The 25,232-nt window shown below is 53.7% G+C and carries 24 protein-coding genes; 11 read left to right on the top strand and 13 right to left on the bottom strand.

Translation table 11 applies throughout. The annotated features are described in order from the left end of the window. The first annotated feature begins 193 nt into the window (after positions 1-193). Positions 194-508 (top strand): BON domain-containing protein, encoded by a 315-nt coding sequence (locus D4100_RS00540; RefSeq protein WP_004945257.1) that lies wholly within the window; start codon positions 194-196, stop codon positions 506-508. 41 nt (positions 509-549) lie between these two features. On the opposite strand, the gene ompW is transcribed toward D4100_RS00540, so the two are convergent. Continuing rightward, positions 550-1,194 (bottom strand): outer membrane protein OmpW, encoded by a 645-nt coding sequence (ompW, locus tag D4100_RS00535; RefSeq protein ID WP_006321164.1) that lies wholly within the window; start codon positions 1,192-1,194, stop codon positions 550-552. Between the two features lie 282 nt (positions 1,195-1,476). On the opposite strand from ompW, the gene D4100_RS00530 reads away from it, so the two are divergent. Together D4100_RS00530 and D4100_RS00525 are read left to right on the top strand one after the other, a co-directional pair. After that, on the top strand, positions 1,477-1,917 hold the full coding sequence (locus D4100_RS00530; RefSeq protein ID WP_119802562.1) for a YkgJ family cysteine cluster protein: 441 nt from the start codon (positions 1,477-1,479) through the stop codon (positions 1,915-1,917). A 97-nt stretch (positions 1,918-2,014) separates the two neighbouring features. Beyond that, positions 2,015-2,767, top strand: coding sequence for a YciC family protein (locus D4100_RS00525; protein WP_006321166.1), 753 nt, complete (start codon positions 2,015-2,017; stop codon positions 2,765-2,767). 47 nt (positions 2,768-2,814) lie between these two features. On the opposite strand, the gene D4100_RS00520 is transcribed toward D4100_RS00525, so the two are convergent. Continuing rightward, positions 2,815-4,518 (bottom strand): SulP family inorganic anion transporter, encoded by a 1,704-nt coding sequence (locus tag D4100_RS00520; RefSeq protein WP_006321167.1) that lies wholly within the window; start codon positions 4,516-4,518, stop codon positions 2,815-2,817. Between the two features lie 234 nt (positions 4,519-4,752). On the opposite strand from D4100_RS00520, the gene D4100_RS00515 reads away from it, so the two are divergent. Continuing rightward, entirely contained in the window at positions 4,753-5,292 is a 540-nt protein-coding gene (locus tag D4100_RS00515) for a septation protein A (protein WP_006321168.1), read from the top strand. A 75-nt stretch (positions 5,293-5,367) separates the two neighbouring features. Continuing rightward, positions 5,368-5,796, top strand: coding sequence for an acyl-CoA thioester hydrolase YciA (yciA, locus tag D4100_RS00510; RefSeq protein WP_004945276.1), 429 nt, complete (start codon positions 5,368-5,370; stop codon positions 5,794-5,796). Positions 5,797-5,861: 65 nt separating this feature from the next. On the opposite strand, the gene tonB is transcribed toward yciA, so the two are convergent. Together tonB and D4100_RS00500 are read right to left on the bottom strand one after the other, a co-directional pair. Beyond that, on the bottom strand, positions 5,862-6,602 hold the full coding sequence (tonB, locus tag D4100_RS00505) for a TonB system transport protein TonB (protein WP_006321170.1): 741 nt from the start codon (positions 6,600-6,602) through the stop codon (positions 5,862-5,864). Positions 6,603-6,839: 237 nt separating this feature from the next. Beyond that, positions 6,840-7,493 (bottom strand): epoxyqueuosine reductase QueH, encoded by a 654-nt coding sequence (locus D4100_RS00500; RefSeq protein WP_006321171.1) that lies wholly within the window; start codon positions 7,491-7,493, stop codon positions 6,840-6,842. Positions 7,494-7,674: 181 nt separating this feature from the next. Here D4100_RS00500 and D4100_RS00495 point away from each other — a divergent pair, with 181 nt between their 5' ends. Then, positions 7,675-7,971 carry a YciI family protein gene (locus D4100_RS00495; RefSeq protein WP_006321172.1) on the top strand — a complete coding sequence of 99 codons (297 nt, stop codon included), beginning with the start codon at positions 7,675-7,677 and terminating at the stop codon, positions 7,969-7,971. 331 nt (positions 7,972-8,302) lie between these two features. After that, positions 8,303-8,515, top strand: coding sequence for a KTSC domain-containing protein (locus D4100_RS00490; RefSeq protein ID WP_006321174.1), 213 nt, complete (start codon positions 8,303-8,305; stop codon positions 8,513-8,515). 73 nt (positions 8,516-8,588) lie between these two features. Here the strand turns inward: D4100_RS00490 and D4100_RS00485 are convergent, their stop codons facing one another. Beyond that, positions 8,589-9,164, bottom strand: a complete 576-nt coding sequence (locus D4100_RS00485; RefSeq protein ID WP_006321175.1) for a TetR/AcrR family transcriptional regulator — start codon at positions 9,162-9,164, stop codon at positions 8,589-8,591. Between the two features lie 124 nt (positions 9,165-9,288). Between D4100_RS00485 and D4100_RS00480 the strand changes: the two genes are divergently transcribed. Then, a complete protein-coding gene (locus D4100_RS00480) occupies positions 9,289-10,767 on the top strand; it encodes an MFS transporter (protein ID WP_006321176.1) in 1,479 nt (492 codons plus the stop codon). A gap of 114 nt (positions 10,768-10,881) precedes the next feature. Here the strand turns inward: D4100_RS00480 and D4100_RS00475 are convergent, their stop codons facing one another. Beyond that, positions 10,882-11,058: a YciY family protein gene (locus D4100_RS00475; RefSeq protein ID WP_004945296.1), complete on the bottom strand. Its 177-nt coding sequence runs from the start codon at positions 11,056-11,058 to the stop codon at positions 10,882-10,884. Positions 11,059-11,311: 253 nt separating this feature from the next. Here D4100_RS00475 and cls point away from each other — a divergent pair, with 253 nt between their 5' ends. Both cls and D4100_RS00465 read left to right on the top strand, forming a co-directional pair. Further along, positions 11,312-12,772: a cardiolipin synthase gene (gene cls, locus D4100_RS00470; RefSeq protein ID WP_006321178.1), complete on the top strand. Its 1,461-nt coding sequence runs from the start codon at positions 11,312-11,314 to the stop codon at positions 12,770-12,772. A gap of 56 nt (positions 12,773-12,828) precedes the next feature. Next, a complete protein-coding gene (locus tag D4100_RS00465) occupies positions 12,829-13,152 on the top strand; it encodes an HI1450 family dsDNA-mimic protein (RefSeq protein ID WP_004945300.1) in 324 nt (107 codons plus the stop codon). A 93-nt stretch (positions 13,153-13,245) separates the two neighbouring features. Here the strand turns inward: D4100_RS00465 and oppF are convergent, their stop codons facing one another. The 7 genes from oppF to D4100_RS00430 form a co-directional block, all read right to left on the bottom strand. Further along, entirely contained in the window at positions 13,246-14,247 is a 1,002-nt protein-coding gene (gene oppF / locus D4100_RS00460) for a murein tripeptide/oligopeptide ABC transporter ATP binding protein OppF (protein ID WP_119802560.1), read from the bottom strand. Continuing rightward, positions 14,244-15,260 (bottom strand): ABC transporter ATP-binding protein, encoded by a 1,017-nt coding sequence (gene oppD / locus D4100_RS00455; protein WP_006321180.1) that lies wholly within the window; start codon positions 15,258-15,260, stop codon positions 14,244-14,246. Before oppD ends, oppF begins: the two co-directional genes overlap by 4 nt. 11 nt (positions 15,261-15,271) lie before the next feature. Next, positions 15,272-16,180: an oligopeptide ABC transporter permease OppC gene (oppC, locus tag D4100_RS00450; RefSeq protein ID WP_006321181.1), complete on the bottom strand. Its 909-nt coding sequence runs from the start codon at positions 16,178-16,180 to the stop codon at positions 15,272-15,274. A gap of 14 nt (positions 16,181-16,194) precedes the next feature. Further along, positions 16,195-17,115, bottom strand: coding sequence for an oligopeptide ABC transporter permease OppB (gene oppB / locus D4100_RS00445; protein WP_006321182.1), 921 nt, complete (start codon positions 17,113-17,115; stop codon positions 16,195-16,197). Between the two features lie 129 nt (positions 17,116-17,244). Beyond that, entirely contained in the window at positions 17,245-18,882 is a 1,638-nt protein-coding gene (gene oppA, locus D4100_RS00440; protein ID WP_119802558.1) for an oligopeptide ABC transporter substrate-binding protein OppA, read from the bottom strand. 150 nt (positions 18,883-19,032) lie between these two features. Further along, the gene (locus D4100_RS00435; protein ID WP_119802556.1) at positions 19,033-20,670 is read right to left on the bottom strand and encodes an ABC transporter substrate-binding protein; all 1,638 of its coding nucleotides are present in this window, start codon (positions 20,668-20,670) and stop codon (positions 19,033-19,035) included. 690 nt (positions 20,671-21,360) lie between these two features. Then, a complete protein-coding gene (locus tag D4100_RS00430) occupies positions 21,361-22,005 on the bottom strand; it encodes a YchE family NAAT transporter (RefSeq protein ID WP_043912971.1) in 645 nt (214 codons plus the stop codon). A 520-nt stretch (positions 22,006-22,525) separates the two neighbouring features. Between D4100_RS00430 and adhE the strand changes: the two genes are divergently transcribed. Beyond that, a complete protein-coding gene (gene adhE, locus D4100_RS00425) occupies positions 22,526-25,198 on the top strand; it encodes a bifunctional acetaldehyde-CoA/alcohol dehydrogenase (RefSeq protein ID WP_006321186.1) in 2,673 nt (890 codons plus the stop codon). Positions 25,199-25,232: the final 34 nt, after the last annotated feature.

Raw genomic sequence — 25,232 nt, 5'->3', positions numbered from 1 at the left:
GCGCCCGCCGATAACATCTTGTTTCCTCTCAAGGTTGTTCTATTTTTTTACATCTAAAATTTGAACAAACCCGCTTATTGACTCACACTTGAAGGTGCCCGTTGCAGATTTCCGCATTTTGCGGAAATACTGAGCGTTTTCAGGTAATAACCTGAATGTAGTTTCAACAATAACATTGCATGGAGAGTAATTTATGAAGCTATTTAAAACCCTTTCGGCCTTATGCATGGCAGCCGTTGTGGCATTCGCAGTAAGCGCCTGCGCGCCGACAGCGAAATCCGAGGGGACTGGCGGTTATATTGACGATACGGTGATTACCACCAAAGTGAAATCAGCACTGCTGGCAGATAAAAACATCAAGTCGAGAGAAATCAGCGTAGAGACTTTTAAAGGCCGGGTGCAATTGAGCGGTTTTGTCACTTCCAGCGAAGATGCCAACCGTGCGGTGCAGACCACACGCGGCGTGGCGGGTGTTAAATCCGTTGAGAACGTCATGCAGCTCAAATAACGATCGCAGGGAGGCATTGTGCCTCCCTGTCTCGGTCATCCTCAGAAGCGATAACCCGCCCCGAACATAAACACCCAAGGATCCAACCGCGTATCAATGCTGTGATGATTGCCGTTGGCGTCATCAAAGCGGGTTTTGGTCTCGATATTCATCCACCACACCGACATATTCAACATCCAGTGTGCATCGAGGTTGTAATCCAGGCCCGCCTGCGCAGCGACGCCCCAGGAGTCTTTCAGACTCAGATTACTCAGCCCAGCCTCTTTGCCATTGTCATTGAACTTTTCATCGAAGAAAGTGGTGTAGTTCACGCCAAGCCCCAGATAGGGACGCAGTTTGTCCTGCTTGTCGCCAAAGTAATATTGCGCCATCAGGCTCGGCGGCAGATCGCGCACCGTGGCAATATTGCCGTTCACTGCAGCGCCGTTCAACGACACCTTATGGCGGAACGGCGTCGCAGCCAGCAGTTCCACGCCGATGTTGTCCGTCACCATATAGCCGAAAGTCAGGCCGAGCTGGGTGTTATTATCGGCATTGAACGATCCCTGCCCCAGTACGTCGTCCGATCCTGCATTAGGCCGTACCGTCGCCGCACCCGCGCGGAAAAGAAAATCACCTGCCTGATGCGCACTTGCCACCATAGGGGCCATCATAGCCGCCAATACCACCAGAGTTGTCTTTTTCATTATCCATTCCATTTGTGTGGTTACTGTTCGGAAGGGAATATACCTACTTACGGGTATTTATGATCCCATCGGGATCACATCTTATGTGTAAATTTTTTAATTCCTACTAAAAACAAGGTTACCTAAAGGACTAATAAATCGAGGATTGATCTGAATCAAAAAATGGATTTTGTTGCAAATTATCTACATGTTCAAATTTCAGTTGCTAAAAAAACAACCGCTGAGTAATTTCATCATCCGTGTTGGTTTTGGTTGGTGCCGTAAGGAGTCGGCGCAATCAAGATGAGCGAAATTCTTAATCCCTGTGTCAGTTGCGGCGCATGCTGCGGCTATTTTCGAGTGTCATTCTATTGGGCCGAAGCGGAAGATGGCGGCGGCGTGGTTCCTCTATCTCTTACCGAACCCTTAACTCCCTTTTTGCGCTGTATGCAGGGGACCAACAGCAAGTCCCCGCGCTGTACCGCTCTCGAAGGTGAAATCGGCAAGGCCGTGTCCTGCTCCATTTACCTCAATCGCCCCAGCCCTTGTCGCGAGTTCGATCAGTCCGGAGAAAACGGCCTGCGCAACGAAGCCTGCGATCGCGCTCGCGAGCGTTATGGTCTGCCGCCGCTGCCGGTTCTTTTACCCTTGTCGCTGCCAATAACGGTGATTGCCGAAGAAATAGCCGCAGTGCAACTCGCGGGGTGCCACAGCGACGCGGAACAGGGTACAATCGCCCACTGATTTTGCCATATACCTATGAATTTCAAGTTGCGGCCAACAATGCCGCAGCTTGAAAAGCGATGGATATATCTTTGTTTCTCGACGCCAAGGAGTCTGCATGCCTATCACGGCCAACACGTTGTACCGTGACAGTTTTAACTTTTTCCGTAATCAACTGACCAGCATCCTGATGCTGGCGCTGTTGACCGCGTTCATTTCTGTGCTGCTCAATCAGGTTTTTAGCCCTGACGTCGAGCAGTTGAAGATCTTGTCCGCAACGGAAGGTGATTTTACGGCATCTGCCGGAATGGGGATCCAGGAAATCATTCAGCAAATGACACCCGAGCAGCAGATGGTGTTATTGAAGGTTTCGGCAGCCGCCACTTTCTCCGCTTTGGTGGGCAACGTGTTGCTGGTTGGCGGGATGCTGACGCTGATTCGCCTGGTTTCCCAGGGGCAACGCATCAGCGCGCTGCGCGCTATTGGCGCTTCTGCGCCGGAGTTGCCGCGTTTGCTGCTGCTGCTGTTTATCTGCACTCTGCTGATTCAACTGGGCTTGACGCTGTTCGTCGTGCCGGGCGTAATCATGGCGATCGCCTTCTCGCTGGCGCCGGTCATCACCACCGCCGACAAAAAAGGCGTATTCGCTTCGATTAAGCTGAGCTGCAAACTGGCCTTCGCCAATGCGCGCGTGATTGTGCCGGCCATGATGCTGTGGCTGGCCGCCAAGCTGCTGGTGTTGTTTATGGTGAGCCACCTTTCGGTGCTGACCCCGAATGTCGCCAGCGTAGTGCTTACCGCGCTGAGCAACCTGGTTTCCGCCCTGTTGCTGATTTACCTGTTCCGTCTGTACATGCTGCTGCGCAGTTGATCTGCCCGCAGTAACCAAAAGGGCACGCCTCGGCGTGCCCTTTTGGCTTATGGAACCGCTGCCGTCTCAGCCTGTTCCTTACTTTGAATCAGCTTCAACGCCAGATACAAATCCGGCACCAGAATCAATTCCCGATCGCGTCCCAGCCGATTGATACGAAACCAGCGCGTCAGCTCGGTTCGCCGTCCCGCCAACACCAGTTTCACGTTACGCTGTAACAAATCGCGCTTCAGTTCATCTATCGCCGCCAGAACGCTGATATCCGCGTGGGTAAAGCTGGCGACCGCATCCACCACCACCCAACGCGGCTGGAATGGCGTACTGTCCACCAAATTCAGGATCCGGCGCTTGAAGTACGCCACGTTAAAATAGGTTAACGGCGAGTTGAAGCGGTACATCATCACGCCAGGTACCGCCTTAACGCCGTTGTTGTTGCCCATCGAGTGGATCATGCCCTCATCGTTCACACCCAGCAACTGCTCCGTCGGGCGAAATACCGTACGCAGGAACTGCATCAGCCCCAGCAATACCGCCAGGCCGATGCCGCTGATCACCCCCACCAGCAGCACGCACATGAAGGTGAACATTGCCAACCTGAAGGCCTGCGCATTGCGGCGGCGCATGATCCAGATGCCCCGAAAATCCAGCAGCGACCAGGCGGCATACATCAGCACTACGCCTAACCCCGCCACCGGAATAAACTGCAGCGGCGCCATCAGGAACAACAGCACGAAAGCAATCACCCCCGCGGCAATGATCGACACCAATTGACTCTTGCCGCCGTTGGCATCGTTAACCGCAGTGCGGGAATCCGCCCCGCTGATGGCAAATCCCTGCGAAAGCGCCGAAACGATATTCACCAGCCCCAGCGCACGGAACTCGGCGTCGGCATTCACCTCATAGCCGTTCTTCGCCGCAAAACTGCGAGCGGTCAGCATCATGCTGACAAAACTCACTACCGCCAGGTTGAGCGCCGGAATGACCATGTCTCGCAGCAAACCCGGTTGGAAATCCGGCCACTGGACTATCGGCAGCACGTCGCTAAAACCGCCCACCGTCACCACGCCATGCTGCTGCAACCCGCCTATCCAGGTGGCGAAAGCCGCCAATACGATGGCAAACAGCGGTGCCGGCCAATTGGGCCGCCATTTTTTAAACCCCAACAGCGTGACCAGCGTCAGCAACGACACTGCCATGGTCAGCCAGTCGCTGTGCATCAGGTTGCCCGGCAGAGCGTAAATGCGCTCAATCAACTGCGCTGGTGGAACGCCAAAACCGAGGACCTTGCCGATTTGATCGACCATTATGGTGATCGCCACGCCATTCAGCAGCCCGCTGAGTATCGGCCGGGAGAGCAGATCCGCCAGTGCGCCCAGTTTGAAACGGCTAGCCAACAGGCACCAGGCGCCCATCATTGCCGTCATCATGATGGTGAGCTGCCAGTGCCGCTCCATGTTACCCGCCGCCAGCGGCGTCACTACTGCGGCTATCACGGCGCAGGTGGCGGCGTCCGGCCCGACAATAAGCTGGCGCGATGATCCGAAAAACGCGTAAGCGACCATCGGCAAAATGCAGGAGTACAACCCCACCACCGGGCTGACCCCGGCCAGCTCGGCGTAAGCAATCGCCACCGGCAATGCCACCGCGGCTACGGAAAGCCCGGCGCGTATATCCGGTTTAAGCCAACTGCGTTGATACCCTAATAAATGCGTCAAACCGGGCGTTAGCGCCTGGAGAGATTTCCACTGCATAAATTGTTTTCCGTTATAAATTATCAGGCTATTATTACATGTATCATGATATGCCAGTGCCGTGCCGGCAAGCAGCCCGCCGCTAACTCGCGACCTCAATCGTAAGTTTATGCAAATTCCTGCTTTCATGGCAGAAATCCGGTTCTCAAACGCCGATAATCAGCGCCTCCCTGCGGTACACAGAGCCAGCCGAATCCGGTATAGTCGGCTGATGAACAGATGATGGATTGATTTATGAAGCAGTTTCTTGATTTCCTCCCGTTAATTGTCTTTTTTGCTTTTTACAAGCTCTACGATATCTACGTCGCCTCCGGCGCCTTGATTGTCGCTACTGCGCTGGCGCTGGTGTTTACCTGGATCAAATACCGCAAGGTCGAGAAGATGACGCTGATCACCTTCCTGATGGTGCTGGTGTTCGGTACCCTGACGCTGGTATTCCATAACGATTTGTTTATCAAATGGAAAGTCACGGTCATTTATAGCCTGTTTGCGTTGGCGTTGCTGGTCAGCCAACTGGTGCTCAAGAAACCGCTGGTTCAGCGCATGCTGGGTAAAGAGCTCACGCTGCCGGACAAGGTGTGGAGCAACCTCAACCTGGCCTGGGCGGTGTTCTTCCTGCTCTGTGGCCTGGCAAATATTTACGTCGCCTTTTGGCTGCCGCAAAGCGTTTGGGTTAACTTCAAAGTGTTCGGCCTGACAGCCCTGACGCTGGTATTTACCCTGCTCAGCGGTATTTATATTTATCGGCATATGCCGGAAGAACAGAAAAAATAGTTACAAAATTGTTAATGCCCGTAGCGCTTGCTGCGGGCAGTATAATGAAAACCCTTCTTTGATAAGCAGACGGCTATGACTCAACAACGACCTTTACCCAGTGGCGAGATGGTACTGAGAACGCTGGCGATGCCGGCAGATACCAATGCCAACGGTGATATTTTTGGCGGCTGGCTGATGTCGCAAATGGACATCGGCGGCGCTATTCAGGCAAAAGAAATTGCCGAAGGACGCGTGGTGACAGTGCGTGTCGACGGTATGACCTTCCTGAAACCGGTCGCAGTGGGTGATGTGGTTTGCTGCTATGCGCAGTGTATCCGTACCGGCCGCAGTTCGATCACCATCAATATCGAAGTGTGGGTGAAAAAGGTATCCTCTGCGCCTATCGGCCAGCGTTACCGTGCAACCGAGGCGGTATTTACCTATGTCGCGGTGGACGACGAGGGCAACTCACGCGCCCTGCCCGATGGCAAAATGAACTTCCGCGTCGGCTTTGAAGAATAGCTGAAATGCAGCCAGCAAAAAGGGTCGCTTCGGCGACCCTTTTTCTGTTGGCGCCAACGTCGATATCAGTTCATCTCCGTGGTGCCGTTTATTTTAAAGCGAATGTTAACGATGCGATCTTTCGCTTCTTTGGCTTCATAACGCCACTTGCGCAATGCCTGCTTCACTTCACGCTCGAACATATTGCGTGGCTCCGCATTCAGAATACGCACGTTCGTCACGCGCCCGTCGCTGTCGATATCAAATTGAACCCGCACATTGCCTTCGATCTGCAATGCCCTGGCGCGCGGCGGGTAGATCGGATCCGCACGGCTGATTGGCTTCGGCCCCACATCACGCGAATTGCCCTGAACCGGCGCTGACGGCGCTTGCTTCACCGGCGCTTTATCGACTGGCTTGGCCGGTTCGTTATTTTCAAACGGCGACGGCTCGCGCGGCTCGACTTTCTGCGGTTCGCGTTTGACCGGCTTTTCAACCTTCGGCTTCGGTTTTGGCTTCGGCTTGGGCTTTTCCGGCTCAGGTTTCAGTATCGCCTTTGGCGGCGGCTCTGGCAGCGGTTCCGGCTCAGGTTCTGGTTCCGGTTCCACCTGCGGTTCCGGCTCAGCAGGCGCAGGTGGCGGCGGTTCCGCCATCGCGGCGGTATTGACCATCATGACGCTGATTGGCGCATCCTCCGGTTTCGGCAACTCCATAACCTCCTTGACGGAAGCATAGAGCAACCCCACCACCAGGGCGCTGTGTAAGCCAACGGACAGGACAATCGGCACTGACAAACGGCGATTAAGGAACATCTTTTTTAGCGGCATAATGATTCTGTTTCCTCTGGTTCGCCAAGTTTAAATGCAAATAGCAATCATATTCAATAACGAATGGCGAACTATCGCTTTAATCGTCATTATTCATCGCTAAAACCTGCAAACTCATAGGGATATTAACCTTTCATTTGCTTTTTTATTGAGGATTTCACACGCTCTATTAACCTGGTTTACCGCGACAAAAACCAAAAAACCCGCCGTAGCGGGTCCTTTTTCACCAATGCGGCGTTATTCTTCATCACCGTAGTACAGCGCACCCAGTTTGATCAGGGGTCGCCCCTGCGCTTTGCGATGCAGGTTGGTGTCACGCAACGAATAAACGCAGCCGCAGTACTCCTGCTGGTAAAAACGTTCGCGCTTGCTGATTTCTATCATTCGCGACGCACCGCCTTTTTTGCGCCAGTTGTAGTCCCAATACTGCAGATCAGGATATTTTTCTGCTGCGCGGATGCCGCAGTCGGTGATTTGCTGCATATTCTTCCAGCGGGAAATACCCAGCGAGCTGGAGATGGTGTCGTAGCCATGCTCATGCGCGTACAACGCAGTGCGCTCGAAACGCATGTCGAAACACATGGTGCAACGGATCCCGCGCTCTGGCTCGTTTTCCATGCCTTTGGCGCGGGCAAACCAGTTATCGGTATCGTAATCGGCGTCAATAATGGGTATCCCGTGTTGCTCGGCAAAGCGAACGTTCTCTTCCTTGCGCAGCAGATACTCTTTTTGCGGGTGAATATTAGGATTATAGAAAAAGATGGCGTATTCGATGCCGGAGGCCTGAATGGCTTCCATCACCTCACCGGAACAAGGCGCACAACAGGAGTGCAGTAACAGCTTGCTTTTGCCCTCAGGCAAGTCGAGTTTATCCCTAACCAGTTCCGTCATTTCCTCACCTCTCACACAGGAGTTCAATTCATCGCGCGGCCGCACTATACGAATAAAAACTAGCTGCTTCAAGGCATAAGCGCCAGCTGCAGATAAATTCCCCCGGCCAGGCATTCCCATGACGCGCCTTTTGCGCTACTTTGAATCACCCCTTCTATACTAATGATTTTAAAGGTGAAACATGCTTTATCTGATCTATGCGCAGGACGTTCCCAACTCATTGGAAAACCGTCTGGCAGTGCGCCCGGCACATCTGGCACGCCTGCAGGCGCTGAGGGATGAAGGCCGTCTGGTGATAGCCGGCCCAAACCCGGCTATCGACAGCAACGATCCGGGCAGTGCGGGCTTCAGCGGTTCTACGGTGATTGCGGAATTCGCCTCGCTGGCGGATGCTCAAGCCTGGGCTGAACAGGATCCCTACGTCGCCGCCGGCGTTTATGGTGACGTGACGGTAAAACCCTTTAAACAAGTATTTTAGATAGCTATCAAGTAAATCCGTTACTTTCCATTATAGCGAGTTGCACTGTTACAATTACGGGCCACATTAGTGGTCCGTTACTTATTTTGCCACCCGCCTCAGAATGAACAATACCGTAAAAAAAAAGCCAGCACGGAGTGGCTGGCCAAAGGGTTCTTCGAGGGAATATCTTGTCCGATAACCCTACGCTCCCCCCTTTCGCCCCGCCAGCTATCAGTGCGATAGCTTTCTTCTTACAGCAAAGCGTCTGGCGGCGCATTCCCGCTTCTGGTATGGTTAACGGGCAGCCTATAACCATATAAATAATAATGAATTAACAGGGGGAGTCTACTTGCAGCGACAACCGGTTTCATCTTCAAGAATGATATCAATAGGCTATGATGAAAATGCTCAGATTCTGGAAATCCAGTTTCGTGATGCGGGGACCTACCAATATATCGGGGTTCCCAAGCGAATCTACCAGGATTTTGTGGTGGTGGTTTCAAAAGGCAGATTTTATGACGGCGTCATAAAAGGCAAATATTTGTGCCGTAAAACCGGGTAACCGGCCAGGTTGAATATCAACCCGACCTGCGCGCCGACCCCGAACAGTGTCGGGGTTAAGATTACTTTCTATTTTACTTCGATGCCGGATCCGCTACAGCCGTTTGGCTTTGCGCCAGAACCAGTACCTGCATATCCGCAAACATAGCGTCCCACTCTTGCTGGCCAATATCCATCAGGCCAAAAAACCGCAGCATGAATGCCCCTTCGGTGGCCAGAAAAGCCAATCGCGCACGCCTTCCTTCCTCAGTGGTCAAATCCAGACCGGCAATCCGACTGCGGTACCAGTCGCGCGTGCTGTTCAGATGCTCCGGCGTTTGAATCAGCGTCGCCATCAACCCCGCAGCCTTGGCGCTGGACGCCTGATCGGAGCTTCTGGTCGCCTGCATATGCGCCTGCACGGCGGTGGTAGCAGAGGGATTTTCCCCGGCAATCGCGTCGAACACTGTGTCATACGCCTTACCCCAGCGTTCAAACATCGCATCAATCAACGCGTCTTTACTGCCGAAGCAGTATTGCACTCCGCCTTTGGAGATCCCCATCGCTTTTGCGACGGAATCAATGGTCAGCCCGGCGGCACCCTGGTTGGCGACTATCTCTTCGGCCATATCCAGAACCTTGTCACGATCGATGCTGCGTTGACGTCCCATTGATAAACCCCTCTTTTCAATACGTACGTATGGATATATATTATGACCAGTATACCACCAGTTGAGACTGGGGTTTACCTTCTGGCGGCGCATCCGCGCTGCCCGCATTTTTTGGAATAATATTATGTTCGTAAACAATCGCTGGTTGATACTGGCCTTAATCTCCAGCGCCCTATTTCTCATCGTCATCGACATGACGGTGTTATATACCGCTTTACCACGGCTGACGCAGGCGCTGGATGCCAATGCGTCACAAAAATTGTGGATCGTAAACGCTTACCCGTTGGTGGTCGCAGGTTTGCTGCCTGGCGCCGGCATGCTGAGCGACCGCATCGGTCATAAGCGCCTGTTTATGGCCGGATTACCGGTTTTTGCCGTCGCCTCGCTTTGCGCCGCCTTTTCCCCCTCCGCCGAGTGGTTGATCGCTGCGCGTGCATTTCTCGCCGTGGGTGCCGCCATGATGATGCCGGCAACCTTGTCCATCGTCCGCCATATCTTTACCGACGAACGCGAGCGCGCGTTGGCTATTGGTATTTGGGCTGCGGTAGCCTCCAGTGCAGCTGCGCTGGGGCCTGTGGTCGGCGGGGTGTTGCTGGAATATTTCTGGTGGGGTTCGGTGTTTCTTATCAACGTGCCGGTGGTGATGTTGGTACTGCCACTGGCATGGCGACTGATACCGCACTGTGGCGGGGAAAATAAGCGCCCTTACGACATTGTCGGCTCGGTACAGATCATGATCGGTCTGGTGGGCAGCATCTACGCGCTGAAAGAATTGAGCAAAACGGCCCCTTCCTTCATTGCGTTAGCGATTGCCGCTGCGATCGGCATTGTCTCTCTTGTCCTTTTTGTACGCCGCCAAAGGCAAGCGCAATACCCGATGATTGACTTCTCGCTGTTCCAAAACCGGCTGTTTGCCGGTGGCGTCGGCGTTGCCTTGCTCTCGATGATAGCGCTGATTGGCGTGGAACTGGTTCTGAGTCAACGTTTGCAATTGGTTCTCGACCTGAGCCCATTGCAGGCCGCGCTATTTATTCTGCCGATCCCGCTGGCTTCCGTGCTGGCCGGGCCGCTGACTGGTTTATTCCTGCCCCGCTACGGCGAACGTCGTATGATGCTCGGCAGCTTTATTCTGACCGGTCTCGGGATCGCCGGCCTCGCCCTGTTTTATCAAAGCAGCGTTTTATTGCAATTGGCGTGTCTGTGTATCACTGGTTTTGGCGTCGGTGGCGCCATTACCGCCGCATCGACCGCCATCATGTTGAATGCGCCCGAAGAGAAATCCGGCATGGCGGCGTCGATTGAAGACGTCTCCTATGAGCTGGGCGGGGTTCTGGGCATCACTTTGCTGGGTGGGTTGATGACAGCCGTCTATAGCCACAGCCTGACGCTGCCGGGCAGTTTGCCGGTGAACGACATCGCTTATGACAGCATTGATGAGGCTCTGCGGCTGGCCGCCACTCTGGCCGATGAGCAGGCCGAACAACTGAGACAACTGGCGCGCACGGCTTTCGACCGGGCATTTATCGCGGTACTGATAGCTGCTGCGCTGTTGATGGCGCTGGGGGCAGGCATGGCGAAATGGACTTTAGGCAAGAAGCGATAAAGCCCATTATCAGCGAGAGCTTGTCGACAGGGGGACAAGGACGCCCCCATAATATCCCCCGGGCCTAAAGACAACTTTCATCAAATCACAGTCCCTGCCGGGACTGTTTTCGTGTTACCACTCGTAGGCCACCACAAACAGCAATGCGCGCCGGTGCTGATCATCCAGGCGACGTCGTACCCGGATAATGTGCCGGTTGCTGCATGACTGGCGCTCCAGCCAGCGATGCCTGCGGCGCTGACTCTGCCGCAGCATCCGCCAGCGACCCACCTCGTTTCTACTGCGTCTCATCGTTTCGTCACTCGTCCGTCAAATGCCAACGGCGGGCATTATAGCCCTTTCGTCGAGCGATCCAAGTCGCAGTTCGTCGCACTACCACGTCGCCGAGCGACACGATGACCGGATAAAAAAGTTTTTTTCGCTTTCAGCAAGTGCCTTAAGACAATCATATTTATGCAATATAAGCGCCGAGAAAAGGTTCCCCCTTTACCATTCTGTGCGTACACTCATTGTTGGTGGTTTGCGAACAGGATTTTTCGCCTTTATGACAACATTTTATACCGTAATCAGTTGGCTCATGGTATTCGGTTACTGGCTGCTTATCGCTGGGGTCACGCTACGTATTCTGATGAAACGCCGCGCTGTGCCTTCCGCTATGGCCTGGCTGTTGGTTATCTATATTCTGCCGTTATTCGGTATCGTGGCTTATTTGTCTTTCGGCGAATTGCATTTAGGCAAACGCCGCGCCGAACGCGCCAAGGCGATGTGGCCTTCGACCGCGCGCTGGCTCAGCGAATTAAAAGAGAGCCAACGGATCTTCGCCACAGAATACAGCGAGGTCGCCAGGCCTTTGTTCCAGCTGTGCGATCGCCGCCAGGGCATCGATGGCGTTAAGGGCAACCAACTGCAATTGCTCACCACCACCGACTCAACAATGAAAGCGTTAATCCGCGATATCGAGCTGGCACGCCATAATATTGAGATGGTGTTCTATATCTGGCAGCCCGGTGGGCTGGTGGATCAGGTCGCCGAATCGCTGATGGCTGCCGCGCGACGCGGCGTGCACTGCCGGCTGATGCTGGATTCTGCCGGCAGCCTGCAGTTTTTCCGCAGCCCTTATCCGGGCATGATGCGCAATGCCGGCATTGAGGTGGTAGAAGCGCTCAAGGTTAACCTGTTCCGCGTGTTCCTGCGCCGGATGGATTTACGCCAGCACCGCAAAGTCGTCCTGATCGACAATTACATCGCCTATACCGGCAGCATGAATATGGTCGATCCGCGTTATTTCAAGCAAGGCGCCGGCGTCGGCCAATGGATCGATCTGATGGCGCGTATGGAAGGACCGGTCGCCAGCACCATGGGTATCGTTTATGCCTGCGACTGGGAAATTGAAACCGGCAAACGCATTCTGCCACCGCCGCCGGATGTCAATATCATGCCGTTCGAACAGGAAAGCGGCCACACCATTCAGGTCATCGCCTCCGGCCCCGGCTTCCCGGACGAGATGATCCATCAGGCGTTGCTGACCGCCGTGTACTCCGCACGCGAGCAGTTGATCATGACAACGCCCTATTTCGTGCCGAGCGACGATCTGCTGCATGCGATTTGCACCGCCGCACTGCGTGGCGTCGAAGTCAGCATCATAGTGCCGCGCGACAACGACTCGACGATGGTGCGCTGGGCCAGCCGTTCCTTCTTCTCTGAATTGCTCGAAGCCGGCGTGCGCATCTATCAGTTTGAAGGTGGCCTGCTGCATACCAAAAGCGTGCTGGTCGATGGCCAACTCAGCCTGGTAGGCACGGTGAATCTGGACATGCGCAGCCTGTGGCTGAACTTTGAAATCACCCTGGTCATCGACGATGACGGCTTCGGCAGCGATCTGGCCTGCGTGCAGGATGATTATATTGCCCGTTCGCAGTTGCTGAACGCCCAAGAGTGGCAGAAACGACCATTCTGGCACCGCATTGTTGAACGTCTGTTCTACTTTTTCAGCCCGCTGCTATAAAAGCCGCGTCGGGCATGGTTTAATAACGTCAAATCATTTTTTATCAGGATTTTTTTATGGATTTGAATAACCGCCTTACCGAAGACGAAACGCTGGAACAGGCTTACGACATCTTTCTGGAATTGGCCGGCGACAATCTGGATCCGGCGGATATTCTGCTGTTCAACCTGCAGTTTGAGGAACGCGGCGGCGCCGAGCTGTATGATCCGGCGGAAGACTGGTCGGAACATGTGGATTTTGACCTGAACCCGGACTTTTTTGCCGAAGTGGTCATTGGCCTGGCGGACAGCGATGGCGAACCGATCAACGACGTGTTTGCCCGCGTATTGCTCTGCCGTGAGAAAGACCACAAACTGTGCCACATTTTGTGGAAAGAATAAGCACCCTGCTTGCATGAAAAAACCCGCCAACATTGGCGGGTTTTTTGTTGCTGACGCCGCTAACGACGCTGCGGCGTGAAAGACCACGGGGAATTAGAGAGGGTCTACTTTCAGGCACGACACCGCGTGACGGAAACTCCCCTCCAGCAGTGGCCGGGTCTTGGCGCATTCCGGCCCGGCAATCGGGCAGCGGGTGCGGAACACGCAGCCTGAAGGCGGGTTGATCGGCGAAGGCAGTTCCCCTTCCAACAGCTGGATCTGCTTTTCCCTCTCCTTGTCCGGATCCGGGATCGGCACCGCCGACATCAGCGCTTTGGTGTAAGGATGCTGCGGGTTGTGGTACACCTCATCGTAGGTCCCCAGTTCCACCGCATGGCCCAGATACATCACCAGCACGCGGTCAGAAATGTGCTTAACGACCGCCAGGTCATGCGCGATAAAAATCAACGACAACCCCATTTCACGCTGCAGCTGCTGCAACAGGTTCACCACCTGGGCCTGAATCGACACGTCCAGCGCGGAAACCGGCTCGTCGCAGATCACCAACTTCGGTTCCAGGATCAACGCGCGTGCAATACCGATACGCTGGCATTGGCCGCCGGAGAACTCATGCGGATAGCGGTTGATCAGGTTTGGCAGCAAGCCCACCTTCAGCATCATCGCTTTGACTTTGTCTTTCACTTCCTGACGCGGCATTTTCGGGTAATAGGTGCGCAACGGTTCGGCGATGATTTCGCCGATGGTCATGCGTGGGTTCAGCGAGGCCAGCGGATCCTGGAAGATCATCTGAATATCGCTACGCGTTTTGCGCCAGTCGGTATCGCTCATGCCGAGCAGATCCTTACCCAACCAGGCAACGCGCCCACTGGTGGCTTTCACCAGGCCGATAATGGCACGGGCGAAGGTCGACTTTCCGCAACCGGACTCGCCAACCACACCCAGCGTTTCTCCTTCGTACAACCGCAGCGTCACGCCGTCGACCGCTTTCAGGGTTTTCGCCGGTTGCCAGAACCACTGTTTGTCATCATGAATGTCGAAGTGCACTTTCAAATCGGTCACTTCGAGCAACACTTTCTTGTCGGTTACCGCTGTCATACCAACGCCTCCACCGGTTTAAAGCAGGCGCGCAGGCGCCCTTCACCAAACTCCTCCAACGGCGGAGCGCTCGCGCATTGTTCCATCGCGAACTGACAGCGCGGCTGGAACGGGCAGCCTTTCGGCAGACGCAGCAGATTCGGCGGATTGCCGGGAATGGTCATCAAGGCTTCACCTTCAGCGTCCAGACGCGGAACCGCATTCAGCAGACCGATGGAGTAAGGGTGGCTCGGGTGATAAAACACATCACGTGCGCTGCCGTATTCCATAGTGCGCCCGGCGTACATTACCAATACCTTATTACAGATACCGGCCACCACGCCCAGATCGTGAGTGATCATGATAATGGCCGTATTGAACTCTCGCTTCAGCTCATTCAACAGCGTCATAATCTGCGCCTGAACCGTCACATCCAGTGCGGTAGTAGGCTCGTCGGCAATCAACAGCTTGGGCCGGCACAACAACGCCATGGCGATCATCACGCGCTGGCGCATACCGCCGGAGAACTCATGTGGGTACATGCGCATGCGTTTGCGCGCTTCCGGCATTTTTACTGCATCGAGCATGCGCACCGACTCTTCGAAGGCTTCGCTTTTGCTCATTTTCTTATGCAGCATCAGCACTTCCATCAGTTGCTCGCCAACGCGCATATAAGGGTTAAGCGACGTCATCGGATCCTGGAAGATCATCGAAATCTCTTCCGCCCGCAGCTTGTTGAGCTGTTTTTCCGGCAGGTTGAGGATCTCGCGACCATTAAACTTGGCCGAACCGCCAATGCGGCCATTGCTGGCCAGCAGCCCCATCAACGCAAAAGCGGTCTGGGATTTGCCTGAACCGGACTCACCGACGATGCCCAGCGTTTCGCCGGCTCGCAGATCAAAGTTCAGATCGTTCACTGCCGTCACGTCGCCGTCCGGGGTGCCGAAGGTCACGCGCAGGTCTTTTACATCCAGCAACAGCGGCGATTTGGCGGCGGCGCCGGTTTGCAACTGCGGGTTTTCAATGGTGCTCATGATGGCACTCCTTAACGATCTTTCGGGTCGAGGGCGTCACGCAGACCATCGCCGATAAAGTTGAAACAAAACAGAGTGACAACCAGGAAACCCGCCGGGAACAGCAGCAACCACGGTGAAACTTCCATCGAGTTGGCGCCATCACTGAGCAATGCGCCCCAGCTGCTTAACGGCTCCTGCGTGCCCAGCCCCAGGAAGCTGAGGAAGGATTCGAACAGAATCATGCTCGGCACCAGCAACGAGGCGTACACCACTACCACGCCGAGCACGTTAGGCACGATATGGCGCAGTACGATATTTCGGGTTGAAACCCCGCACACCAATGCCGCCTCGATAAATTCTTTACGCTTTAAGCTCAGGGTTTGCCCGCGCACAATACGCGCCATATCCAGCCACGACACCATGCCGATCGCCACAAAGATCAACAGGATATTTTGGCCGAAGAAGGTCACCAGCAGGATCACGAAGAACATGAACGGGAAGGAGTTGAGGATCTCCAGCAAGCGCATCATCACCGAGTCGGTTTTGCCGCCCAGGTAACCCGACATCGCGCCGTACAGGGTACCGACAATCACCGCCACCAGCGCTGCGGCCACGCCGACCATCAGCGAGATGCGCCCGCCAATCGCTACGCGCACCAGTAAATCGCGGCCGGAGGAGTCCGTGCCGAAGTAGTGCGCAGATTCAAGACTCGGCGCGGCCGACATCATCGCCCAGTCGGTATCGTCATAGGCGAACTGCGACAACCACGGCGCTACAATCACAAACAGGGTAATCAGCGCCAGCACAAACAGGCTACTGACCGCCGCACGGTTATGCACAAAGCGGCGGCGAGCATCCTGCCACAAGCTTCGCCCTTCCACTTCCAGCTTTTCGCTGAAGTGTTCCAGAGCTTCGCTGTTCTTTTTCGTCAACATCATTTGCGTGCTCCAGCTTAATAACGAATTTTTGGATCGATAACGGCGTACAGCACGTCCACGATCGCGTTAAACAAAATAGTCAGGCCGCCCACCAGAATGGTCAGGCTCAATACCAGGGAATAGTCACGGTTCAGCGCACCGTTAACGAACAGTTGGCCGATACCCGGCAAACCATAAATGGTTTCGATCACCATCGAACCGGTGATGATGCCGACAAAGGCAGGCCCCATATAGGAAAGCACCGGCAATAACGCAGGCTTCAATGCATGACGCAGAATGATGCGGCGCATTGGCAGGCCCTTGGCGCGAGCGGTACGGATAAAGTTTGAGTGCAGCACTTCAATCATCGATCCGCGTGTAATACGGGCGATACTGGCGATATAGGCCAGCGATAACGCCACCATCGGCAGAATGATAAATTTCGGTGCCCCGCCGTTCCAACCGCCGCCCGGCAGCCATTTCAGCGTGATGGCGAAAATCAACACCAGTAACGGCGCCACCACGAAACTGGGGATAACCACCCCGGTCATGGCAAAGCCCATTACCGTATAATCCCATTTGGTGTTTTGATTCAGCGCGGCAATGACGCCGGCGCTAACCCCCAATATCACCGCCAGCAAAAATGCGGCCAGACCCAATTTGGCTGAAACCGGGAAAGAGGCGGCCACCAGATCGTTGACCGAATAATCCTTGTATTTGAAGGACGGGCCAAAGTCGCCTTGCGCGAGCTGGCCTAAATAGTTGAAGTACTGCTTGTAGATAGGATCGTTGAGGTGATATTTCGCCTCAATGTTGGCCATCACTTCAGGCGGTAACGCGCGTTCGCCGGTAAAGGGACTTCCCGGCGCCAGGCGCATCATAAAAAACGAAATGGTGATCAAAATAAACAGCGTCGGAATTGCTTCCAGACAGCGGCGTAGAATAAATTTTAACATTGCCCGTACCTGTTCCATGAATCCGCCTGCCGTCGACGTGCGTATCGGCGGCGGATTTCTAGCCTTTACTTCAGCTCTATCATTATCAGCCGATCAGTGACGAGGCGCCGAAGCGCCCCGGCATAAAAATCAATGTTTGATAATATAAAGATCTTTTACGTGGAGATTATCCAGCGGGTCTTTACCGGTATAACCGCCAACGTAAGGTTTCACCAGACGGGCGTTCACATAGTAATAAACCGGCACAATGGCTGAATCTTTATCCAACTGGACTTCGGCCTTTTGGTACAGGGCTGCACGTTCGTCGTCAGTTTTCGCTTTCAGGGTATCGCCAATCAGCTTGTCGAATTCCGCGCTCTTATAATGTGCAGTATTGTTGCTGCTGTCGGACAACATGGTATTCAGGAAGGAGGAAGGCTCATTATAATCCGCACACCAGCCTGCGCGTGCAATATCGAAGTTGCCCTGATGACGGGTGTCCAGGAAGGTTTTCCACTCTTGGTTAACCAGCTTCACATCTACGCCCAGGTTTTTCTTCCAGATAGAGGCGGCAGCGATCGCCAGCTTCTTGTGCAGATCCGACGTGTTGTACAGCAGGCTCAGCGTCAAGGGTTTACCTGGGCCATAGCCGGCTTCAGCCAGCAGTTTTTTCGCTTCTTCGTTACGCTTGTCCTGGGTCCAACCGAACCACTCTGGTGGTGTCAGCTTGGCACCGTCGGTGTATGGCGGGGTGTAACCGTAAGCTGGCAGATCGCCCTGGTTTTTCACTTTGTTAACGATGATATCGCGATCCATACCCAACTTCAGGGCGGTACGCACGCGCACGTCGGTCAACGGCGACTTCTGGTTGTTGATTTCGTAGTAATAGGTACACAGGTACGGATCGACGTGAACTTCTGTCGGGATCTCTTTTTTCAGCTTCTGGAACAGCTCAATCGGCATGTTGTTATAGGTCATGTCGATCTCGCCGGTGCGGTAACGGTTAACGTCCGTGACTTCTGAAGAGATTGGCAGGTAGGTAACCTGGTTGATCACGGTTTTGGCGTTATCCCAGTATTCCGGGTTGCGCTCCAGGACGATACGTTCGTTCACCGTCCAGCCTTTCAATTTGTATGCGCCATTGGCCACGAAGTTCTGCGGCTGGGTCCACTTCTCGCCAAATTTTTCTACCGCGGCTTTATTGACTGGCGACATGGAGGGGTGCGCCAGCAGTTTAGGCAGATAAGGCACCGGCTCGGTCAGCGTCACTTCGAAGGTATGATCGTCAATCGCTTTCACACCGAGCGCTTCCGGCTTTTGCTTGCCGACGATGATGTCGTCGATATTGGCAATGTGCGCATACTGCACATAGCTGGCATACGGAGAGGCGGTTTTAGGATCGGCCAGACGCTGCCAGCTGTAGACGAAATCTTGCGCCGTAACCGGCTCGCCGTTCGACCATTTCGCGTCTTTGCGCAGGTGGAAGGTCCAGACTTTAAAGTCTTTGTTATCCCAGCTTTCCGCTACGCCGGGAACGATGGCGCCATTTTGATCGTTGATGGTCAAGCCTTCCAGCAAATCGCGGGAGACGTTGGACTCGGGTACCCCTTCAATTTTATGCGGATCCAACGACTGCACTTCTGCGCCGTTGTTACGTACCAGCACTTGTTTCTCTGCCAGTTGCACGCCCGCCGGCACGTCGGCCGCAATGGCACTTCCGGTTGCTGTGATGCCCAGCGCGGCAAGGATGCCGGCGGCAAGGATGGTTTTTTTCGTGATGTTGGTCATTGATATACTCCAGTTTTTTATTATCACAGACTCATCGTGGAGCCTGCGTTGCCCGTGAGCGGACCTTGTTATACCGACTGCAGGTGAACGAATGCGGCAGGCGGCCTTCCCTGTATTACTCCCCGATGTTGGCGTGGCGTAATACCCCTTTTACTGCTTGATGATGTACAGATTTTTCACATCGGTATAATCCAGCGGATCTTTACCGGTAAAGCCCCCCACAGACGGCCTGATCAGGCGCGCGCTGATGCGGTAATACACCGGAACCAACGCCGAATCTTTATCCAACTGCGCTTCCGCCTGTTGGTAAATAGCGGCGCGTGCAGCCTCATCCGGCGCCTTCAGCGTACTGGCCATCAGGGCGTCGAATACCGGGCTCTTGTAGAAGATAGTGTTCATGCTGCTAGTGGACATCACCAGATTCAGGAAGGCGCTTGGCTCGTTATAATCGCCGCACCAGGTCGCACGCGCCACGTCGTACTGGCCTTGATGGCGGCTTTCCAACGAGGTTTTCCACTCCTGATTGCGCAATGTGACATCCGCCCCGAGGTTTTTCTTCCACATCGAAGCCGCAGCGATCGCCTGCTGTTTGTTTTGATCCGAGGTGTTGTACAACAGCGTGAACTTCAAGGGATTTGCCGCAGTGAAACCGGCTTGCGCCAACAGTTTTTTCGCTTCGGCATTACGCTGTTCCTGGCTCCAGCCCGCCCATTCCGGCGCGGTGAACCTGGCGCCATCGGTAAAGGTTGGGGTGAAGTTGTACGCCGGGATCTGGCCCTGGCCCATGATTTTGTTGGCGATGATGTCGCGATCGAGCGTTAATTTCACCGCAGTGCGCACCCTGGAGTCGGTAAAGGGTGCGCGCTGATTATTGAGTTCGTAATAGAACGTGCACAGGAACGGGTTAACGTGCAGCTGCTCCGGGATTTCTTTTTTCATCTTCACGAACAGGTTCGGCGGAATGGCACTGTTGGTGATATCAATCTCACCGCTGCGGAAGCGGTTGACGTCGCTGACCTCTGAAGCCAGCGGCAAGAAGGTCGCCTGATCGATGATCGTTTTTTTGTTGTTCCAGTAGCTCGGGTTGCGTTCAAGCACAATGCGCTCATTCACCACCCACTCTTTCAGGCGGTAAGCGCCATTGCCGACATAGTTGGCGGGCAACGTCCATTTGTCGCCAAACTTTTCAACGACCGCCCGTTTTACCGGTTTCAGCGAGGTATGGCTCAACATGCTGACAAAGTACGGCACCGGCTCGCTCAGTTGGACCTGCAGCGTCTTGTCATCGATGGCCTTAACGCCAAGGGTTTGCGGGCTTTTCTTGCCGGTCAGGATAGCGTCGACGTTTTCAATTTTGGCGTATTGCAAATAGCTGGCGTAAGGGGAAGCGATTTTGGGATCGGCCAGACGCTGCCAACTGTAGACGAAATCCTGCGCGGTAAGCGGGGAGCCGTCGCTCCACACCGCATCCGGGCGCAGGTGGAAGGTCCAGGTTTTAAAATCCTGATTTTCCCAGCTTGCCGCGGCGGCCGGCACCACATGCCCATTGGCGTCGGTGCTGACCAATCCTTCCAGCAGGTTAAGAATGATATTGCTTTCAGGCGTCCCTTCGACCTTGTGCGGATCCAATGAAGCGACTTCGCTGCCGTTGTTGATCACAATGCTTTGCTGTTGGGCCAATTGCACCCCGGCCGGAACATCGGCCGCCTGTACGGAATAAACGGCGCCGAGATTCAGCATACCGGCAAAGAACATGGTCAACGGTGTGCGCTTCATTGTTTGCTGCATAGTCGAGGCTCCTTTTCACCAACAAGCATTGCTTATCGATATTCGTGAAGTATTTATAAGAATTCTAAATAACGGACACCAGCAAGAATCGTTCCCACTTTGACGACGCTTTGCAATTAATTAAGCGTATAAAGTTGCTCGGAAATTAGCAGAAGCCAAATTCCATAGCCAATAATTTTTACGAAAATGTTACGCAATTCTCTTTTATTGACCAAAGTGCGATTTGGCGCATCCCCAGTCAGGTAACCACACCAAAATTCAACATAATGATTTTATTGATAAAAACCAAAAAACTCATTGCGCAAGCTCCGCGGGAAAGACAGGCAAGCACAGCAAAGAAACATTCAGTTAACAAAGGGGCAGTTCAAAGAACAAACACCTGCTTATACGCGGTTAATCACTAATAACACCTGGATGAAAGCGAGACAAGCCCTACAGAATGATGTGACTAAATTAACAGCAGATTTGACGTCAGGAGGGTTATAAAGGGCAAAAAAGGCGCAAGATAAGGGTCAAAAATAACGCTTAGAGCTTTTATTGAGCAGTAAAGTGAGATTTATGCCACATAGTGGTGCAAGTGAGGAAAATTCATTCATATTACGCACTATATTAATGCGAGCTGATAATTAATTTTAATTTTTAAAATTAATTTGAGTCGCGAATTATCCTATTCGCGACTCACTGACCTGATTACAACAGTCCCGGGAATATGGCTTTAATACCGGTAACAATAAACTCGATGCCCAATGCCATTAGCAGCAACCCCATAATACGGGTGATAACGTTGATGCCGGTTTGCCCCAGTAGACGCACCAGCAAAGGAGCGGCACGGAACAGCAACCAACAGCAGAAGGCAAACAACGCAATCGCCAGGCTAAAACCCAGCAGGTTTTGCCAGTTATGGTAGCGGGAACTCCAGACTATCGTGGAACTGATAGCGCCCGGCCCCGCCATCAGCGGCAGCGCCAACGGCACTACGCCAATGCTTTCGCGGATCGCGCTCTCTGATTTTTCCTGTTTGTTCTGCTTATCTTCACCCAGCTTGCCGCTGATCATCGACATGGCGATGGTCACCACCAGAATGCCGCCGGCGATGCGAAACGAATCAATGGAGATACCGAACATGCGCAAAATCCCTTCCCCCAGAAACAACGAGGTCCACAGGATAATGGCGACCGACAGGTTGGCGGTCATATTCGTTTTATTGCGCCCGGCCGCTGCCTGGTAACTGGTCATGCTGATAAACACCGGCAAAATGCCCACCGGGTTCACCAGCGCAAACAGGCCGACAAAAAATTTAATGTAGCCGGAAAAATCCAACAGAGATTGGCCCACAAATGACTCCGCTTAAATAGCTCTGAAAAGTGATACTGCCTACGCGCGCTAATGTAATGGAATTGCCACGGGTAATCCATTGGCCGAATGCAGCATTTTTATCCTTTAAGAGCAAATAATCTGAAATAATTCGCTATTGTTAAAGTAATGTACGGTTTATGATTTTTTATGTTTAAAAAACACATCTGCCACAGTGTTATCAAGAATAACTCTCAACAACTCGAGCTGAATGGTGTCAGCCTGCACTTTTCATGATTTAAATCACAAAACCGCTAATCAAGAGTAGTTAAGCTCTTAGTCGTAGTCAGGGAGTAGAACAGGTTAAGGAAAAAGAGGTATCTCTGTTCAACCCGCCGCTTCTCCCCGGAAGCCGTGGGAAAGCTCTTTAAGCAAATCAGCAGCATGCGTTGCATAGTATGGAAAGTCCTTGTTTTTAAGCAGCATTTTCCATTTAGGCGTCTATACTTGTTGCTCGCACGGCTTATTTACTGAAAGAGTTTAACATTATCAGGAGAGCATTATGGCTGTAACGAATGTCGCTGAACTGAACGAGCTAGTTGCACGTGTCAAAAAAGCCCAGCGCGAATATGCCAACTTCACTCAAGAGCAAGTTGATAAAATCTTCCGCGCTGCTGCCCTCGCCGCTGCCGATGCCCGTATTCCTCTGGCTAAAATGGCCGTTGCTGAATCCGGCATGGGTATCGTTGAAGATAAAGTGATCAAAAACCACTTCGCTTCAGAGTATATCTACAACGCTTATAAAGATGAAAAAACCTGCGGTATCCTGTCCGAAGACGATACTTTCGGTACCATCACCATCGCCGAGCCTATCGGTCTGATTTGCGGTATCGTGCCAACCACCAACCCAACTTCTACGGCTATTTTCAAAGCGCTGATCAGCCTGAAAACCCGTAACGGCATTATCTTCTCCCCGCACCCACGTGCGAAAAACGCCACCAATAAAGCCGCGGATATCGTGCTGCAGGCAGCGATTGCCGCCGGGGCGCCAAAAGACATCGTCGGCTGGATTGACCAGCCTACCGTTGAACTGTCCAACCAGTTAATGCACCACCCGGACATCAACCTGATCCTCGCTACCGGCGGCCCTGGCATGGTGAAAGCCGCCTACAGCTCCGGCAAGCCTGCCATCGGCGTCGGTGCCGGTAACACCCCGGTGGTGGTTGACGAAACGGCGGATATCAAACGCGTCGTTGCATCGATCCTGATGTCCAAAACCTTCGACAGCGGTGTCATTTGCGCCTCCGAGCAGTCTGTCATCGTCGTAGACTCCATCTACGATGCAGTGCGTGAACGTTTCGCTTCCCATGGCGGCTACCTGCTGCAAGGCAAAGAGCTGAAAGCGGTCCAGGACATCATTCTGAAAAACGGCGGGTTGAACGCGGCCATCGTGGGTCAGTCTGCACCGAAAATTGCCGAAATGGCCGGTATTAAAGTGCCTGCAAGCACCAAGGTGCTGATCGGTGAAGTGAAACTGGTTGATGAATCCGAACCTTTCGCTCACGAGAAACTCTCTCCGACACTGGCAATGTATCGCGCCAAAGACTTTGAAGACGCCGTCAGCAAAGCCGAAAAGCTGGTCGCCATGGGCGGTATCGGCCATACGTCGTGCCTGTATACCGACCAGGATAACCAGCCGGAACGCGTTGCCTTCTTCGGCGACAAGATGAAAACCGCACGTATCCTGATCAACACCCCGGCATCTCAGGGGGGGATCGGTGACCTGTACAACTTTAAACTCGCTCCGTCATTGACGCTGGGCTGCGGTTCATGGGGGGGGAACTCCATCTCTGAAAACGTCGGTCCAAAACACTTGATCAACAAGAAAACTGTAGCGAAGCGAGCAGAAAACATGTTGTGGCATAAACTTCCGAAATCAATCTACTTCCGCCGTGGCTCACTGCCTATCGCGCTGGAAGAAGTAGCGACCGACGGGGCAAAACGCGCCTTCATTGTGACCGACCGCTACCTGTTCAATAACGGCTATGCAGACCAGATTACTACGGTTCTGAAATCGCACGGCATTGAAACAGAAGTGTTCTTTGAGGTAGAAGCGGACCCAACATTGTCCATCGTGCGTAAAGGCGCCGAGCAGATGAACTCCTTCAAACCAGACGTGATTATCGCGCTGGGCGGCGGTTCACCGATGGATGCTGCGAAGATCATGTGGGTACTGTACGAACACCCGGAAACCCATTTCGAAGACCTGGCGCTGCGCTTTATGGACATCCGTAAACGTATCTACAAGTTCCCGAAAATGGGCGTCAAAGCGAAAATGATTGCCGTCACCACCACCTCAGGCACCGGTTCTGAAGTCACGCCGTTTGCGGTAGTGACCGACGATGCGACCGGCCAGAAATACCCGCTGGCTGACTACGCGCTGACGCCGGATATGGCGATCGTTGACGCCAATCTGGTGATGAACATGCCGAAATCGCTGTGTGCATTCGGCGGTCTGGATGCGGTTACCCACGCGCTGGAAGCTTATGTTTCGGTACTGGCGAACGAATACTCTGACGGCCAGGCGCTGCAAGCGCTGAAATTGCTGAAAGAATATCTGCCTGCCAGCTACAAAGAAGGTGCCAAGAACCCGGTAGCCCGTGAGCGTGTGCACAACGCCGCGACCATTGCCGGTATCGCATTTGCCAACGCCTTCCTGGGGGTTTGCCACTCCATGGCCCACAAACTGGGCTCCGAGTTCCACATCCCGCACGGCCTGGCCAACGCCATGTTGATCTCCAACGTCATTCGCTATAACGCGAACGACAATCCGACCAAGCAGACGGCCTTCAGCCAGTACGACCGCCCACAGGCACGTCGTCGCTACGCAGAGATCGCCGACCACCTCGGCCTGAGCGCCCCGGGCGACCGTACCGCGCAAAAAATCGAGAAGCTGCTGGTATGGCTGGATGAGATCAAAACCGAGCTGGGCATCCCTGCATCCATCCGTGAAGCCGGCGTGCAGGAAGCCGATTTCCTGGCGAAGGTCGACAAGCTGTCCGAAGACGCTTTCGACGACCAGTGTACCGGCGCCAACCCGCGTTATCCGCTGATTGCCGAACTGAAGCAAATCATGCTGGATACCTTCTACGGACGTAAGTTCAGCGAAGCGGACGATGAAGAAGTTGTGGTTGCACCGATTGCGGCCAAAGCGGAAAAAAAGTCCAAAAAATAACGGTTCATTGAGCCGACAAAAAACCGCCGAAAGG

This window comes from Serratia inhibens, from assembly GCF_003591175.1.
Taxonomy (GTDB): domain Bacteria; phylum Pseudomonadota; class Gammaproteobacteria; order Enterobacterales; family Enterobacteriaceae; genus Serratia; species Serratia inhibens.
The sequence above is the reverse complement of the archived record's forward strand: the minus strand, read 5'-3'. Positions and strand labels throughout refer to the sequence as shown.

Bases quoted from the DNA above. Each gene is read 5' to 3' on its own strand.
- cls (WP_006321178.1), top strand. From the start codon at position 11,312: ATGACAACATTTTATACCGTAATCAGTTGGCTCATGGTATTCGGTTAC.
- D4100_RS00495 (WP_006321172.1), top strand. From the start codon at position 7,675: ATGCTTTATCTGATCTATGCGCAGGACGTTCCCAACTCATTGGAAAAC.
- D4100_RS00435 (WP_119802556.1), bottom strand. From the start codon at position 20,670: ATGCAGCAAACAATGAAGCGCACACCGTTGACCATGTTCTTTGCCGGT.
- oppD (WP_006321180.1), bottom strand. From the start codon at position 15,260: ATGAGCACCATTGAAAACCCGCAGTTGCAAACCGGCGCCGCCGCCAAA.
- D4100_RS00520 (WP_006321167.1), bottom strand. From the start codon at position 4,518: ATGCAGTGGAAATCTCTCCAGGCGCTAACGCCCGGTTTGACGCATTTA.
- tonB (WP_006321170.1), bottom strand. From the start codon at position 6,602: ATGCCGCTAAAAAAGATGTTCCTTAATCGCCGTTTGTCAGTGCCGATT.
- D4100_RS00475 (WP_004945296.1), bottom strand. From the start codon at position 11,058: ATGAGACGCAGTAGAAACGAGGTGGGTCGCTGGCGGATGCTGCGGCAG.
- yciA (WP_004945276.1), top strand. From the start codon at position 5,368: ATGACTCAACAACGACCTTTACCCAGTGGCGAGATGGTACTGAGAACG.
- oppC (WP_006321181.1), bottom strand. From the start codon at position 16,180: ATGATGTTGACGAAAAAGAACAGCGAAGCTCTGGAACACTTCAGCGAA.
- oppA (WP_119802558.1), bottom strand. From the start codon at position 18,882: ATGACCAACATCACGAAAAAAACCATCCTTGCCGCCGGCATCCTTGCC.
- D4100_RS00525 (WP_006321166.1), top strand. From the start codon at position 2,015: ATGCCTATCACGGCCAACACGTTGTACCGTGACAGTTTTAACTTTTTC.
- D4100_RS00515 (WP_006321168.1), top strand. From the start codon at position 4,753: ATGAAGCAGTTTCTTGATTTCCTCCCGTTAATTGTCTTTTTTGCTTTT.
- oppF (WP_119802560.1), bottom strand. From the start codon at position 14,247: ATGACAGCGGTAACCGACAAGAAAGTGTTGCTCGAAGTGACCGATTTG.
- D4100_RS00465 (WP_004945300.1), top strand. From the start codon at position 12,829: ATGGATTTGAATAACCGCCTTACCGAAGACGAAACGCTGGAACAGGCT.
- oppB (WP_006321182.1), bottom strand. From the start codon at position 17,115: ATGTTAAAATTTATTCTACGCCGCTGTCTGGAAGCAATTCCGACGCTG.
- D4100_RS00540 (WP_004945257.1), top strand. From the start codon at position 194: ATGAAGCTATTTAAAACCCTTTCGGCCTTATGCATGGCAGCCGTTGTG.
- D4100_RS00530 (WP_119802562.1), top strand. From the start codon at position 1,477: ATGAGCGAAATTCTTAATCCCTGTGTCAGTTGCGGCGCATGCTGCGGC.
- D4100_RS00500 (WP_006321171.1), bottom strand. From the start codon at position 7,493: ATGACGGAACTGGTTAGGGATAAACTCGACTTGCCTGAGGGCAAAAGC.
- D4100_RS00485 (WP_006321175.1), bottom strand. From the start codon at position 9,164: ATGGGACGTCAACGCAGCATCGATCGTGACAAGGTTCTGGATATGGCC.
- adhE (WP_006321186.1), top strand. From the start codon at position 22,526: ATGGCTGTAACGAATGTCGCTGAACTGAACGAGCTAGTTGCACGTGTC.
- D4100_RS00480 (WP_006321176.1), top strand. From the start codon at position 9,289: ATGTTCGTAAACAATCGCTGGTTGATACTGGCCTTAATCTCCAGCGCC.
- ompW (WP_006321164.1), bottom strand. From the start codon at position 1,194: ATGAAAAAGACAACTCTGGTGGTATTGGCGGCTATGATGGCCCCTATG.